This is a genomic window from Micromonospora sp. CPCC 205739 (assembly GCF_036906795.1).
GTDB lineage: Bacteria > Actinomycetota > Actinomycetes > Mycobacteriales > Micromonosporaceae > Micromonospora.
Genome location: NZ_JBAKHS010000001.1, coordinates 634924 through 648218, shown reverse-complemented (window position 1 = coordinate 648218; position 13295 = coordinate 634924). Strand labels below are relative to the sequence as shown.

Genomic DNA, 13295 nt, shown 5'->3' with positions numbered 1-13295 from the left:
CGGGGGCCGGCGGCGCGACGCACAGTGCGCTGCGTGACCAGCCCCACACGCCGGGTCGATGCCGGGTTGGGGCGAGAAGTGATGATTGGCGAGGGTCTGTGCTGGGTAGCATCGCCCGTCACCGGCCGCCACCAGGGTGGTCGCACGGTGGGGAGGAGTGCACTCGCGGTGTCCATGCTGCGTACCAAACCGATCAAGGACGTGCTGGCGCAGAGCGAAGCCGACGGCAGCGACGGCACGCTCGGGTTGAAACGTCGCCTCGGCGCGCGCGACCTGACCGGCTTCGGCATCGGCATCGTGATCGGTACCGGGATCTTCACGCTGACCGGCATCGAGGCCCGGGACAGTGCCGGGCCCGGCGTGGTCATCTCCTTCGCCATCGCCGGCGTGGTCGCCCTGCTCGCCGCCCTCTGCTACGCCGAACTGGCCTCCAGCGTGCCGACCGCGGGCAGCGCCTACACCTACGCGTACGCGACGATGGGCGAGGTCGTCGCCTGGATCATCGGCTGGGACCTGCTGCTGGAGTTCGCCCTCGGCGCGGCGGTGGTGGCCCGCGGCTGGTCCGGCTACCTCGCCGAACTCTTCGGCCTGCCCACCGCCTGGTTCGGCGAGGAGGGCAGCGTGGTCAACCTCGGCGCCATCGGCGTCGTGCTGCTGCTCGGCATCGTCGCCATCGTCGGCATCCGCGAGTCCGCCCGGGTGACCAACCTGCTGGTGCTGGTCAAGGTCGCCATCTGCGTCTTCATCGTGGTCGCCGGGCTGTTCTTCGTGAAGGCCGCAAACCTCACCCCGTTCATCCCGCCGGCGCAGCCCGCCGGTGACGCCGACGACGGCATCAAGCAGCCCGTCACCCAGGCGCTGTTCGGGCTGGAGCCCTCGGTCTTCGGCTTCGTCGGGGTGCTCAGCGCCGCCGCGGTGGTCTTCTTCGCGTACACCGGCTTCGAGGCCGTGGCGAACCTCGGCGAGGAGACGCGGCGGCCCCGCCGGGACCTGACCCTGGGCCTGCTCGGCACGCTGCTGATCTCCACCGTGCTGTACATCGGCGTCTCGCTGGTCGTGGTCGGCATGGTGCCCTACACCGAGATCGACCGGGGCGCCCCGATCGCCTCCGCCTTCAAGGCGGCCGGCGCGAACTGGGCCGGTGTGCTGGTGTCCATCGCGGCCATCGCCGGCCTGACCAGCGTGATCCTGGTCGACCTGGTGGCCATGGGCCGGATCGGCTTCGCCATCTCCCGCGACGGGCTGATCCCGCCGTCGGTCGCCAAGGTGCACCCGCGCTGGGGCACCCCGTACCGGATCTCCGCCGTGATGACGGTGGCGGTCGCGCTGCTCGCCGGCTTCCTGCCGCTCTCCGCGCTGGCCGACCTGGTCAGCATCGGCGCGCTCTGCGCGTTCGTGCTGGTCTCGGTCGCGGTGCCGATCCTGCGTCGCAAGCGCCCGGACCTGGACCGGCCGTTCAAGGTGCCGTTCTCCCCGGTGCTGCCGATCGTCTCGGCGCTGGCCTGTTTCTACCTGATGCTCAACCTGTCGGTGGAGACCTGGATCCGGTTCGGGATCTGGATGCTGCTCGGCGCCCTCATCTACGTCGGCTACGGCTACCGCCGCAACCGCCTCGCCACCGGCGCCCCCGCCACCCCCGCCCCCCGCACCCCCACCCCCTGACCCCTCCGAGGGGCCTCCTACCGAGAAAGAGTGGCTGTCCCGCATCGGACAGCCACTCTTTCTCGGTAGACGCACCCTTTGCGGGGCGGTCAGGGGCGGGGTTGGGGGGTGGCGGTGGGGCCGTTGAGCACCGGCTTGCCGTCCTGCCAGGTGAGCTCGTCGAGCCAGACCTGGCGGCCGGGGTCGGTGGTGCCCTCCTGACCGGGTGGCCAGGCGTGGTAGACCAACCAGGTCCGGCCGTCCTTGACGACCATGGAGGCGTGGCCGGGGCCGGAGGCGACCTCGTTGGTCTTGAGGATCGGGTTCTCCGCGGCCTTCACGCAGGGGCCGGTCGGGCTCTCGCAGATCGCGTAGCCCTCGGCGTAGGTGGCCTTGTCGTACGCGTTGGCGGCGAAGAAGAGGTACAGCCGCCCCTCGTGGCGGTGGAAGAACGGCCCCTCGATCAGGGTGCCCTCCCACGGCTCGGTCTGCTTCAGCAGCTTCGTCGGCTCGCCGACCAGCTTCAGCCCGTCGTCGGAGAGGCGCTGCGACCAGAGCCAGGTGTCCACCCCGATGGCGTTGCCGTCGTTCTTCCAGAGCAGCCAGAGGCTGCCGTCGGTGTCCCGGAACGGGCTGGCGTCGATCGCCCCGCCCAGCTCCGCCTGGCAGATGAACGGCTCGGTCGAGTCGTCCCGGTACGGCCCCTGCGGGCGGCTCGCCACCGCCCGCCCCACGCACTGCCGGCCGGAATCCCGGCCGCCGACGGTGTAGTAGAGCAGGAACCGGTCCGGGGCGAGCTGGATCGCCTCCGGCGCCCAGGTCTTCCCGGCGTCCGCCCAGCCGGGCAGCTCGGGCAGGGCGTCCTCGGCCTCGCTCCAGTCGACCAGGTCGGCCGAGCGCCGCACCGGCACGTTGCGGCCGCCGCTGTTGGTGTGGAACAGCCACCAGGCGTCGCCGGCCCGCATCACCTGCGGGTCGGGGGCGTCGGCGCGTACCACGGGGTTGGTGAACATGTTCGGGTCGCTCCGCGTGCTCGTCGGTTCGTCCGCGCCGGTCTCGCCGCACCCGGCGACGAGCAGTGCGGCGGCGAGGACCGCCGCCGCACCGCGTCGCCGGGTGTTCCCGGCGCTCATCCCTTCAGGCCGCTGCGCGAGACGCCCTGGATGATGTGTCGCTGGGCCGCCACGAAGAGGATCAGCACCGGCACGCTGGCCAGCACCGCCCCGGCCATGATCACCGGGTAGTCGCTGACGTAGGCGCCCTGGAGCAGGCCCAGGCCCGCCGGCAGGGTCAGCCGCTCGGGGCTGAACAGCACGTAGATCGGCCAGAGGAAGTCGTTCCAGTTGGTCAGGAACGACAGCACCGCCAGCGTGGCCAGGGCGGGCTTGGAGAGCGGCAGCAGCACCTTGACGAAGATCTGCCAGTGGTTGGCGCCGTCCAGCACCGCCGCCTCCTCCAGCTCGGCCGGGATGCTGAGGAAGAACTGCCGCAGGAAGAACACCCCGAAGGCGCTGGCCGCGCCGGGCACGATCACCACCGCCAGGGTGTCCAGCCAGCCGAGCCGGTCGGCGATCACGAAGTTCGGAATGATCAGCGAGGTGGGCGGGATGAACAGCGTCCCCACGATCAGCGCGAAGCTCGCGGCCCGGCCGCGGAAGTGGAGCCGGGCCAGCGCGTACGCGGCCATCGAGGCGGTGACTAGCACCAGCAGCGCGTGCAGGGTGGCCGCCAGCATGCTGTTGACGAACCAGCGGAGCACCGGGTTGGAGGCGTTGTCGAGGATCTGCTCGTAGCCGTACGTGGAGAACGGGTTCGGCAGGAAGCTCGGCGGGATCTTCTGCGCGTCGCCGTAGGTCTTCACCGAGGTGATGGCCATCCAGACCAGCGGGGTCAGGAAGACCAGGGCCAGCAGCACCAGGACCGCGTAGCGCGTGAAGCGGCGGAGAGTCGTCATGGTCGGCCCCTCAGTCTTCCCGGTACCGGAAGAACCGGAAGTTGACGATGCTGATCACCGTGAGCGCCAGCGCGAAGACGATGCTCATCGCCGCGGCCCGGCCCGCGTCGTTGTCCCGCAGCCCCTCGTCGACGATCCGCCAGACCACGGTGCGGGTCTGCTGGCCCGGCGCGCCCTGGGTGATCAGGAACGACTGCCCGAAGACGTTCGCCGAGGCGAGGATCGTGGTGGTCAGCACGAAGAGCATGACCGGGCGCAGCCCGGGCAGGGTGACGTTGCGGAACCGCTCCCAGGCGTTCGCGCCGTCCATCCTCGCCGCCTCGTAGAGCTCCGGCGAGATGTCCTGCAGGCCGGCCAGGTAGATCACCGCGTTGAACCCGGAGGTCCACCAGACGGTCACCCCGACCAGCGACACCCAGGCCCAGGGCACGTCGGTCACCCACGGGGTGTCCGACGGCAGCCCCACCGCGCCGAGCAGCCGGTTGACCAGGCCCAGGTTGGCGTCGAGCAGGAAGCGCCAGAGCAGGCCGATCACGGCCACCCCGAGGACGTACGGGGCGAAGTAGATCGCCCGGAAGAAGGTCCGCCCGGGGAACGACTTGTTGAGCAGCAGCGCCAGCCCCAGCGGGATGACGACCAGCAGCGGCACCGAGAAGACCGTGAAGATCGCGGTGGCCCGGACGCTCGACCACCAGTCGCCGTAGATGGCGGACTCGCTGTCGAACAGGTCCCGGTAGTTGTCCAGCCCGACGAAGGGCCGGTTGGGCAGTTGCAGGTCCCACTGGTGGACGCTCAGCCAGACGCCGAAGAGGATCGGCAGCAGCCCGAACGCCAGGAAGAGCAGCAGGTACGGCGCGAGGAAGAGGTACGGGGTCGCGCGGCTGCCCCGCACCGTCACGCCCCGGCGGCTCTTCCCGCCCGCCGGGGGCGGCGCGTCCTTGCGCGCCGCCCCGACCTCGATCACGTCCGCCACGGGAGATCAGCTCCCGTACTTCTTGCGGTTGTCCTCCAGCTGCTTGTTCGCCTTGGCCACACCGTCGTCCAGGGCCTGCTTCGGCGACTTCTTGCCCAGCACGGCCTCGTTGAAGGAGGTGTAGAAGGTGGTGATCACCTCGCCGAGCCCGGGAGCGGCCGGCGGGAAGGCCGCGTACTCCAGCTCCGGGGCGAGCGTGGCGACGTTCGGGATGGCCTTGAACTCGGCGCCCTCCCGGACCTCCTTGCGGGCCGGGACCTGACCGCCCTTCGCCCAGTCCAGCGAGTGCTCGCTGAGCCAGTTGATGAACACCTTGGCGCCGGAGATCTTGTTGTTGTCGGCGCTGCGCTGCTTGACGATGGTGAAGTTGTGCGAGTTCGCCCAGGCGGCCTTCTGGCTGCCGATCTGCGGCAGCTCGGCGACGCCGATCTGCGCGTTCGGGTCCTTGGCGATGTCGTTGATCTGCCAGATGCCGTTGAAGTTGAAGGCGTTCTTGCCGCTCTTGAGGGCCAGGTAGTCGGCGTCCTGGCCGACGTTCGACGGCGAGTGCCCCTGCTTGATCAGGTCGACCAGCCAGGTGCACGCCTCGACCGCCGGGTCGGAGTTGAAGGTCGCCTTGGCGACCTCGGCGTCGAAGAGGCTGCCGCCCCACTGGTGCAGCAGGGAGTAGAACGTCATGCCGCCGGTGAACTGGAACGGGCTGATCCAGAAGCCCTGCACGCCGGACTTCTTCAGCTCGGTCAGCGCGGCGGTGAACTCGTCCCGCGTGGTCGGCGGCTTGTTCGGGTCCAGGCCGGCCTTCTGCATGACGGCCTTGTTGTAGTAGAAGCCCAGCGGGTGCATGTCCAGCGGGATGCCGTACCGCTTGTTGTTGTACAGCCCGCCCTTCCAGACGGTCGGCGCGAAGTCGCCCTCGCTGAGCTCCAGCGCCTTGGCCACGTCGTCGAGCTCGGTGATCACGCCGCGGGCGGCGAAGGTGGCCAGCTGGTCCATGTGCATGACCGCGATGTCCGGGCCGGAGCCGCTGGAGACCGCGCCGGGAAGCTTGCTGTAGTAGTCCTCCCAGCGGTACGTGTTCACCGCGATCGCGATGTTCTGGTGCTCGGAGTTGAACTGCTCGACGAGCTTCTTGAAGATGTCGCCGTCGCCGCCGGTGAAGCCGTTCCACAAGTTCAGCGAGACCTTGGGGCCGGTGTACTCCTTGCCACCGTTGCCGGTCGCGGTCGACTTGCTGGCGCTGCCGCCGCCGCAACCGGCGAGGGTGAGCGACGCGGCCGCGCCGAGACCCACGCCGAGACCGAGCAGCCGCCGCCGGCTCATTTCGTTCTGCATCATCCGGGTTTCTCCTTGGGGGACGGGGTGAAGTATTCCCTGGTCAGGGCTGCGACGCGAAACGCAGCACGTTCCAGGAGACCGCCGGCAGGCGTACGGTGCAGCGACCGCCGTCGGGGGTGGGGGTGGGCAGTGCGTGAGGCGTCACCCGGTCGGGCTCGGCCTCGGTGTTGATCGCTTCCGGGTCGTCCCCGGCGGCGAGACTCAGGTGCTCGACCCCGCGCAGGCCGGGCAGGCCACGCAGGTCGAGGTCGAGCGGGAGGTCGTCGGAGCCCCGGTTGACCGCGAAGACGGTCAGCTCGCCGGACTCCTCGTCGTGCACCGCCACGGTGTCCAGCACCGGCACCGCGCCGTACCGCTTCGTCTCGTAGTCCGGCGAGACCGGCTCGGTGCGCAGCACGGTGCCCCGGGCGTACCGGGCGGTGAGGGCGAACGGGTGGAAGATGCTCTGCCGCCAGGCCGGCCCGCCGGTGCGGGTACGGATCGGGGCGATCACGTTGGCGAGCTGCGCCTGGCAGGCGACGCCGACCCGGTCGGCGTGCCGGAGCAGGGTGATCAGCAGGTCGCCGACGACGACCGCGTCGACCGCGGTGAAGTCGTCCTCGATCAGCGCGGGCGCCTCGACCCAGCCGCGCCGGTCCAGGTCGGCCTTGAGGCGCGACTCGTACCAGACGTTCCACTCGTCGAAGGAGATCTTGAGCTTGCGCGTCTGCCGCTGCTTGGCGGCCACGTGGTCGGCGGTGGCGACCACGTCGCGGATGAAGTTGTCCATGTCCACCGCCGAGGCCAGGATGCTGGCCCGGTCGCCGTCGGACGGGTCGTAGTAGGTGTGCGCCGAGATGTAGTCGACGTGCTCGTAGGTGTGCTCCAGCACGGTCGCCTCCCAGGAGGCGAAGGTCGGCATCCGCCGGTTGGAGCTGCCGCAGGCGACCAGGCTGATCGACGGGTCGATCATCTTCATCGCCCGGGCGGTCTCGGCGGCGAGCCGGCCGTACTCGTCGGCGGTCTTGTGGCCGACCTGCCACGGGCCGTCCAGCTCGTTGCCGAGGCACCAGAGCCGCACCCCGTACGGCTCCTCCGCGCCGTGCTTGCGGCGCAGGTCCGACAGCTGGGTGCCGCCCGGGTGGTTGGTGTACTCCAGCAGGTCGCAGGCCTCCTGCACGCCCCGGGTGCCGAGGTTGACGGCCATCATCGGCTCGACGTCGGCCTCGGCGGCCCAGGTCATGAACTCGTCCAGCCCGAAGGCGTTGGTCTCGATGGTCTTCCAGGCCAGGTCGAGCCGGCGCGGGCGGTCGCCGACCGGGCCGACGCCGTCCTCCCAGCGGTAGCCGGAGACGAAGTTGCCGCCGGGGTAGCGGACCACCGAGACGCCCAGCTCACGGGTGAGCGAGAGCACGTCACCGCGCAGACCGCGCGGGTCGGCGGTGGGGTGACCGGGCTCGTAGACCCCGCCGTAGACGCAGCGCCCCATGTGCTCGACGAAGGAGCCGAAGAGCCGCCGGTCAGCGGGGCCGATCGCGAAGGCCGGATCGATCGTCAGCCGGGCGTTGCGCAAGGGGTGCCACCTTTCCTTCGACGTACCCGGGGTGACTGCAGTCACCCCGTACCACAGGTTTCTACAACGTTGTAAGCAACGTTGTAAAGAGGGTGATGCACGATAGAGTCCGGGGACGACGACCCCGGGGAGGGATGAGATCGTGCGACACAGGCTCAAGGACGTGGCCGAGCGGGCCGGCGTGTCGGTCAAGACGGTCTCGAACGTGGTCAACGGCTACCTGCACGTCCGGCCGGACACCCGGGCCCGGGTCGAGGAGGCGATCGCCGAGCTGAACTACCGGCCCAACCTCTCCGCCCGCAACCTGCGCAAGGGGCGTACCGGCGTGATCGCGCTGGCCGTGCCGGAGCTGGACATCCCGTACTTCGCCGAGCTGGCCCGGCACGTCGTCACCGCCGCCGCGGAGCGCGGCTGGACGGTGCTGATCGACCAGACCGGCGGTGGGGCCGAGCGGGAGCGGGTGGCCGCCGCCGGCATCGGCGACCACATGATCGACGGCCTGATCCTCAGCCCGCTCGCGCTCACCGCCGAGGACCTCGCCGGCCTCGACGGCACGCCGATGGTGCTGCTCGGCGAGCGGGTGGACCACGGCCCGGCCGACCACGTCGGCATCGACAACGTGGCCGCCGCCCGGGAGATCACCGCCCACCTCGTCGGCCTCGGCCGCCGCCGGATCGCCGCCGTCGGGTCGCAGCGCACCCCCGAGGGCGCCAGCGCCCGGCTGCGCCTGGCCGGCTACGCCGCCGCGCTCGCCGACGCCGGCCTCGACTACGACGAGAGCCTGGTCGCGCCCGCGCCGGCCTGGCACCGCGCGGACGGCGCCGCCGCCGTGCGCCAACTGCTGGCCACCGGGGTACGCCCCGACGCCGTCTTCTGCTTCAACGACACGCTCGCCCTCGGCGCCCTGCGCGCCCTGCACGAGGCCGGCCTGCGGGTGCCCGAGGACGTCGCGGTGGCCGGCTTCGACGACATCGAGGACGGCCGGTTCAGCGTGCCCACCCTGACCACCATCGCCCCCGACAAGGAGCGCATCGGCCGGCTCGCGGTCGAGATGCTGGCCGCCCGGGTGGACGGCGACCGCGAGACCCCGCCCCGCGACCTCACCGCCCCCTACCGCCTCGCCCCCCGCGAGAGCACCCAGCCCGGCTGACCTGTCTGCCCGCGCTGGGCTGCGGCCCCTGCGCTGCCCCGTGGCTCTGCCGGCTTACTCGCCGGGCGCGTCAGGCGAAGAAGCGGGCGAGGTGGGCGGGGGTCGGCGGAGCGGCGTCGGGCGGGAGCGGGGTCAGGTCGGCGAAGATCGACGCGCCGTCGCAGCCGGCGTGCAGCGGGTACCAGCGCGGGGTGCCCGGCGGGCGCTGCCCGCAGATGCCCTTGACGGTCTGCACGTCGAGCAGGCGTACGTGGGTCGGGTCGGCGACCGCGTTGACGTGCCCCCACCAGGGGCTCATCACGTGCAGCACGCCGCCCGGGCGGAGCACCCGGTGGCACTCGTCCACCAGCGGCAGGAAGTCGATCAGGTGCTCCAGGATGTGCACCGCGAAGAGGACGTCGACCGAGTCGTCGGCCAGCGGCAGCGAGCCGGAGAGGTCCGCCACCGCGTCCACCCCGGGCGCCGGGAAGATGTCCAGCCCCAGGTTGGTCGGGTACTGCTTCTGGCCGCCGCAGCCCAGGTCCACCACCACGGGCTCCCGGCCGCCCACGCCGACCCGGGACCAGACGCCGTACACCCCGGCCAGCCGGCCCACCAGGTCACGGACCAGCCGCAGCTCGGCCGGCTCGGTCACCTCCCCGGTCAGGTGGGCGACCCCCCGGTCGAACCGCACCTCCACGGTGAGCGCCCGCAGCCGCTCGTCGTGCCGGACCTGGTCGGCCCAGGCCTCGGCGAGGAATCCGTCGATCGCCCGCAGCCGTTCGGCCGAGGGCGGCGTCTGCGCCAGCGCGACCATCGCCACCTCCCGCCGGCCGTTACCCGCATCGCCGCCCGATATGCGTGGCGAGCGGCCGGTTCAGCCGGAAATGGTGCGCCGCGCGGCCCGGCCCGCGCCCCGGATCCGCTGGCGCGGCGCGGCGCTGGCCTTCGGCCGCTTGAGGTGGTAACGGTGCAGCTCGTTGTTGCCGGGCAGCGACGGGTCCTCGCTCATCGCCACCAGTTCCCAGCCCTGGTCGCCGGCCCGGTTCAGGTGGGCCAGCGCGGTGTCCCCGTACGGCGTGACGTCGACCATCGAGCCGTCCGGGCCGTACCAGACGAAGACGACCTCCCAGCCGAGGTCGTTGGTGGCCGCCTGACGTCGCCGCACCAGCAGCGCGTACTCCCACTTGAGCATGGGGTCATTCTCACCCGCCGCGCGCCGGCCGGCACGGATCAATCCTCGGCGATCCGTCCCGCGTCCACCCGCAGCCGCCGGTTGACGCTCACCGCGTCCAGCATCCGCCGGTCGTGGGTGACCAGCAGCAGCGTCCCCGGATAGTGCGCCAGCGCCGACTCCAGCTGCTCGATCGCCGCCAGGTCCAGGTGGTTGGTCGGCTCGTCCAGCACCAGCAGGTTCACCCCGCGCCCCTGCAACAGCGCCAGCGCCGCCCGGGTCCGCTCGCCGGGGGAGAGGGTCGCCGCCGGCCGCAGCACGTGCTCCGCGCGCAGGCCGAACTTCGCCAGCAGCGTCCGCACGTCCGCCGGGGTCAGCTCGGGTACGGCGGCGCCGAACGCGTCCACCAGGGGCTGGTCGCCGAGGAAGAGCCCCCGGGCCTGGTCGACCTCGCCGACCACCACGCCCGGCCCGAGCGCGGCGTGCCCGCCGTCCAGCGGCAGCCGGCCCAGCAGCGCGGCGAGCAGGGTGCTCTTGCCGGAGCCGTTCGCCCCGGTGATCGCCACCCGGTCGGCCCAGTCGATCTGGAGGTCCACCGGGCCGAGGGTGAAGCCGCCCCGGCGGACGACGGCGCCGCGCAGCGAGGCCACCACCGCGCCGGCGCGGGGTGCGGCGGCGATCTCCATCCGCAGCTCCCACTCCTTGCGCGGCTCCTCGACCACGTCCAGCCGCTCGATCAGCCGCTCGGTCTGCTTCGCCTTGGCCGCCTGCTTCTCGGTCGCCTCGGCCCGGAACTTGCGGCCGATCTTGTCGTTGTCGGTGGCCTTGCGCCGGGCGTTCTTCACGCCCTTCTCCATCCAGGCGCGCTGGGTGCGGGCCCGGGCCTCCAGCCCCGCGCGGGTGTCGGCGTACTCCTCGTAGTCGGCGCGGGCGTGCCGGCGGGCCACCTCCCGCTCCTCCAGGTAGGCCGCGTACCCGCCGCCGTAGTGCCGGACCTGCTGCTGGACCAGGTCCAGCTCCAGCACCCGGGTCACCGTCCGGGTCAGGAACTCGCGGTCGTGGCTGACCAGCACCGTGCCGGCGCGCAGCCCGGTGACGAACCGCTCCAGCCGTTCCAGGCCGGCCAGGTCCAGGTCGTTGGTGGGCTCGTCGAGCAGGAACACGTCGTAGCGGCTGAGCAGCAGCGAGGCCAGCCCGGCGCGGGCGGCCTGGCCGCCGGAGAGACCGGTCATCGGGTGGTCCAGGTCGACCGTCAGCCCCAGCTCCGCGGCGACCTGCTCCGCGCGTTCCTCCAGATCCGCGCCGCCGAGACCGAGCCAGCGCTCCAGCGCCTCCGCGTACGCGTCGTCCGCGCCGGGCCCGCCCGCGGTCAACGCCTCGGTCGCCGCGTCCAGCGCGGCCTGCGCCGCGGTGACCCCGGTCCGGCGGGCCAGGAAATCGCGGACCGCCTCGCCGGGCCGGCGCTCCGGCTCCTGCGGGAGGTAGCCGACGGTGGCGGTGGGCGGGTTCAGCGAGACGGTGCCCAGCTCCACCGGCAGCAGCCCGGCCAGGGTGCGCAGCAGGGTCGACTTGCCGGCCCCGTTGACCCCGACCAGCCCGACCACGTCGCCGGGGGCGACCACCAGCTCCAGGTCGGAGAAGAGCAGCCGGTCACCGTGCCCGGCGGCGAGGTCCTTGACGATCAACGTGGCGCTCATGAGGAGCCGAGCCTATCCCGCGCGATCTGGGGGAAATCCTTGCGGCGGGAGATCGTTCCGCCGGGAATGTCGGCGGGTGGAGAGGGCGGCGGGGCGGACGCGAGGGAGACTCACTGGCGTGGTGACCACTTTGGCGATCGACTGCGGCGGTGGCGGGATCAAGGCCAGCGTGCTGGATGCCGCCGGCACGATGCGCGCGAGGCCGTTGCGGGTGCCCACCCCGTACCCCCTGCCGCCGGCGCTCTTCGTCAAGACGCTGATGGAACTCGGCGCCCGGCTGCCCACGGCGGACCGGGTGACCGTCGGAATGCCCGGCATGATCCGGCACGGGGTGGTCGTCGCCACCCCGCACTACGTGACCCGCTCCGGGCCGCGCAGCCGCGTCGTCCCGGACCTGGTCGCCGAGTGGTCCGGGTACGACGCCCGCAGCGCGCTCGCCGACGCCTTCGGGGTGCCGGCGCTGGTGCTCAACGACGCCGAGGTGCACGGGGCCGGGGTGGTCGCCGGCACCGGCTGCGAGCTGGTGCTGACCCTCGGCACCGGGCTGGGCAGCGCGCTCTTCGACGGCGGGCTGCTCGCCCCGCACCTGGAGCTGTCGCACGCGCCGGTGCGCTGGGGCACCACCTACGACACGTACGTGGGGGAGCCGGAGCGGCGCCGGCTCGGCGACGCGTTCTGGTCCCGCCGGATCCGGCAGGTGGTGGAGGGGCTGCGCCCGGTGTTCCGCTGGGACCGCCTCTACCTGGGCGGGGGCAACTCGCGGCTGATCCGGCCGGAGCAACTGGCCCGGATGGGGGAGGACGTCGTGGTCGTCCCGAACACGGCCGGAATCGTGGGCGGTGTCCGGGCCTGGGACCTGATCGCCGGCCGGTACGACCCGGCCCCCTGAGCGCGATTCCCGCGCAGGAACACTCGCGGTCCGGCCGGTGTTGTGCCAGCGTCGGACCAGAAGCGGCTCGACAGGAGGAGGTGGGTCGGGATGGATCTTCTGGCGGAGTACCGGCGGGCGACCATGTTCTTCGAAGCGGGTGACCCGACCGGAGCGGCCCGGCTGCTGGAGCCGATCGTGGAGGCCGAGCCCGGCAACTCCTCGGTACGCCAGCTGCTGGCCCGCGCCTACTTCCAGTCGGCCCAGCTCAACCGGGCCGAGGAGCAGCTGCGCGAGCTGGTCGAACGGGACCCGAGCGACCACTACGCGCACCACGTGCTGGGCCGGACGCTGGAGCGGATGAACCGGCACGCGGACGCGCTGCGGCACCTGCGGATCGCCGCGGCGATGCACTCGACCAACGACGACTACGCGACCGCGCTGCGCCGGGTGGAGACCCGGGTGGGACTCGGTCGCTGACGCCGATCCTCGGGGCGGCCCTGCGGGGCCGCCCCGACGCGCGTCCGCAGCCGGCTCGCCGGCTTGCCTACGATTGCGGGATGGGAGCTGACCTGGTGGTGGGCGCGGCATGAAGCTGAAGCTGGACCTGCACGACATCTTCAACAAGGGCCACGACATCGACCGGGCGCTGCGCGGGATCATGGACGAGGCGGTGGCGAAGAAGGCCACCCTCGTGGAGATCATCCCCGGCAAGGGTTCCGGGCAGCTCAAGAAGCGGGTGCTGCGGTTCCTCGACCAGAAGGACGTCAAGCAGCTCTACCACCGGGTCGAGAAGGACTCCAAGAACTTCGGCCGGCTCTTCGTGCACTTCCGCTGGAAGTAGGAGCCCCGGCTCGCCGACCTCCCCACACCGCCCCGGCATCTTCCGCCGGTGCTCGCCTTCGGGTGTGCCGTCCTGCGGGGCTCGCAGGCCGTGCGCGACGAGGTTTGCCCAGGTGAGCGGCACTTGGT

13 protein-coding genes are annotated in these 13295 nt (G+C 71.9%); 5 read left to right on the top strand and 8 right to left on the bottom strand.

Annotation, left to right across the window (positions count from 1 at the left end; translation table 11 throughout):
• Positions 1–174: 174 nt before the first annotated feature.
• Positions 175–1662 (top strand): amino acid permease, encoded by a 1488-nt coding sequence (locus V6U88_RS03040; protein ID WP_442934558.1) that lies wholly within the window; start codon positions 175–177, stop codon positions 1660–1662.
• Between the two features lie 89 nt (positions 1663–1751).
• Here the strand turns inward: V6U88_RS03040 and V6U88_RS03035 are convergent, their stop codons facing one another.
• From V6U88_RS03035 to arfA, 5 genes are read right to left on the bottom strand one after another with little or no spacing between them, the layout of a single operon-like run.
• The gene (locus tag V6U88_RS03035) at positions 1752–2774 is read right to left on the bottom strand and encodes a glycoside hydrolase family 43 protein (protein ID WP_334449630.1); all 1023 of its coding nucleotides are present in this window, start codon (positions 2772–2774) and stop codon (positions 1752–1754) included.
• The gene (locus tag V6U88_RS03030; protein ID WP_334449628.1) at positions 2771–3595 is read right to left on the bottom strand and encodes a carbohydrate ABC transporter permease; all 825 of its coding nucleotides are present in this window, start codon (positions 3593–3595) and stop codon (positions 2771–2773) included. Before V6U88_RS03030 ends, V6U88_RS03035 begins: the two co-directional genes overlap by 4 nt.
• Positions 3596–3605: 10 nt before the next feature.
• Positions 3606–4568 (bottom strand): carbohydrate ABC transporter permease, encoded by a 963-nt coding sequence (locus V6U88_RS03025; RefSeq protein WP_334449627.1) that lies wholly within the window; start codon positions 4566–4568, stop codon positions 3606–3608.
• A 6-nt stretch (positions 4569–4574) separates the two neighbouring features.
• Complete coding sequence (locus tag V6U88_RS03020) at positions 4575–5903, bottom strand: ABC transporter substrate-binding protein (RefSeq protein WP_334449626.1); 1329 nt, start codon at positions 5901–5903, stop codon at positions 4575–4577.
• A 40-nt stretch (positions 5904–5943) separates the two neighbouring features.
• The gene (arfA, locus tag V6U88_RS03015) at positions 5944–7455 is read right to left on the bottom strand and encodes an arabinosylfuranosidase ArfA (RefSeq protein ID WP_334449625.1); all 1512 of its coding nucleotides are present in this window, start codon (positions 7453–7455) and stop codon (positions 5944–5946) included.
• Positions 7456–7597: 142 nt separating this feature from the next.
• Here arfA and V6U88_RS03010 point away from each other — a divergent pair, with 142 nt between their 5' ends.
• Positions 7598–8605, top strand: coding sequence for a LacI family DNA-binding transcriptional regulator (locus tag V6U88_RS03010; protein ID WP_334449623.1), 1008 nt, complete (start codon positions 7598–7600; stop codon positions 8603–8605).
• A 70-nt stretch (positions 8606–8675) separates the two neighbouring features.
• Here the strand turns inward: V6U88_RS03010 and V6U88_RS03005 are convergent, their stop codons facing one another.
• The 3 genes from V6U88_RS03005 to V6U88_RS02995 are packed head-to-tail and all read right to left on the bottom strand — an operon-like array spanning position 8676 to position 11455.
• Positions 8676–9401, bottom strand: coding sequence for a methyltransferase domain-containing protein (locus V6U88_RS03005; protein WP_334449621.1), 726 nt, complete (start codon positions 9399–9401; stop codon positions 8676–8678).
• 60 nt (positions 9402–9461) lie between these two features.
• The gene (locus V6U88_RS03000) at positions 9462–9779 is read right to left on the bottom strand and encodes a hypothetical protein (RefSeq protein ID WP_334449619.1); all 318 of its coding nucleotides are present in this window, start codon (positions 9777–9779) and stop codon (positions 9462–9464) included.
• Positions 9780–9817: 38 nt separating this feature from the next.
• Positions 9818–11455 carry an ABC-F family ATP-binding cassette domain-containing protein gene (locus tag V6U88_RS02995; protein WP_334449617.1) on the bottom strand — a complete coding sequence of 546 codons (1638 nt, stop codon included), beginning with the start codon at positions 11453–11455 and terminating at the stop codon, positions 9818–9820.
• A gap of 118 nt (positions 11456–11573) precedes the next feature.
• Between V6U88_RS02995 and V6U88_RS02990 the strand changes: the two genes are divergently transcribed.
• The 3 genes from V6U88_RS02990 to V6U88_RS02980 all read left to right on the top strand — a co-directional run bounded on the left by V6U88_RS02990 (position 11574) and on the right by V6U88_RS02980 (position 13167).
• Entirely contained in the window at positions 11574–12344 is a 771-nt protein-coding gene (locus tag V6U88_RS02990) for an ROK family protein (protein WP_334449615.1), read from the top strand.
• A gap of 90 nt (positions 12345–12434) precedes the next feature.
• Positions 12435–12803 carry a tetratricopeptide repeat protein gene (locus tag V6U88_RS02985; protein ID WP_334449613.1) on the top strand — a complete coding sequence of 123 codons (369 nt, stop codon included), beginning with the start codon at positions 12435–12437 and terminating at the stop codon, positions 12801–12803.
• Positions 12804–12912: 109 nt separating this feature from the next.
• Complete coding sequence (locus V6U88_RS02980) at positions 12913–13167, top strand: Smr/MutS family protein (protein ID WP_013736060.1); 255 nt, start codon at positions 12913–12915, stop codon at positions 13165–13167.
• Positions 13168–13295 lie beyond the last annotated feature (128 nt).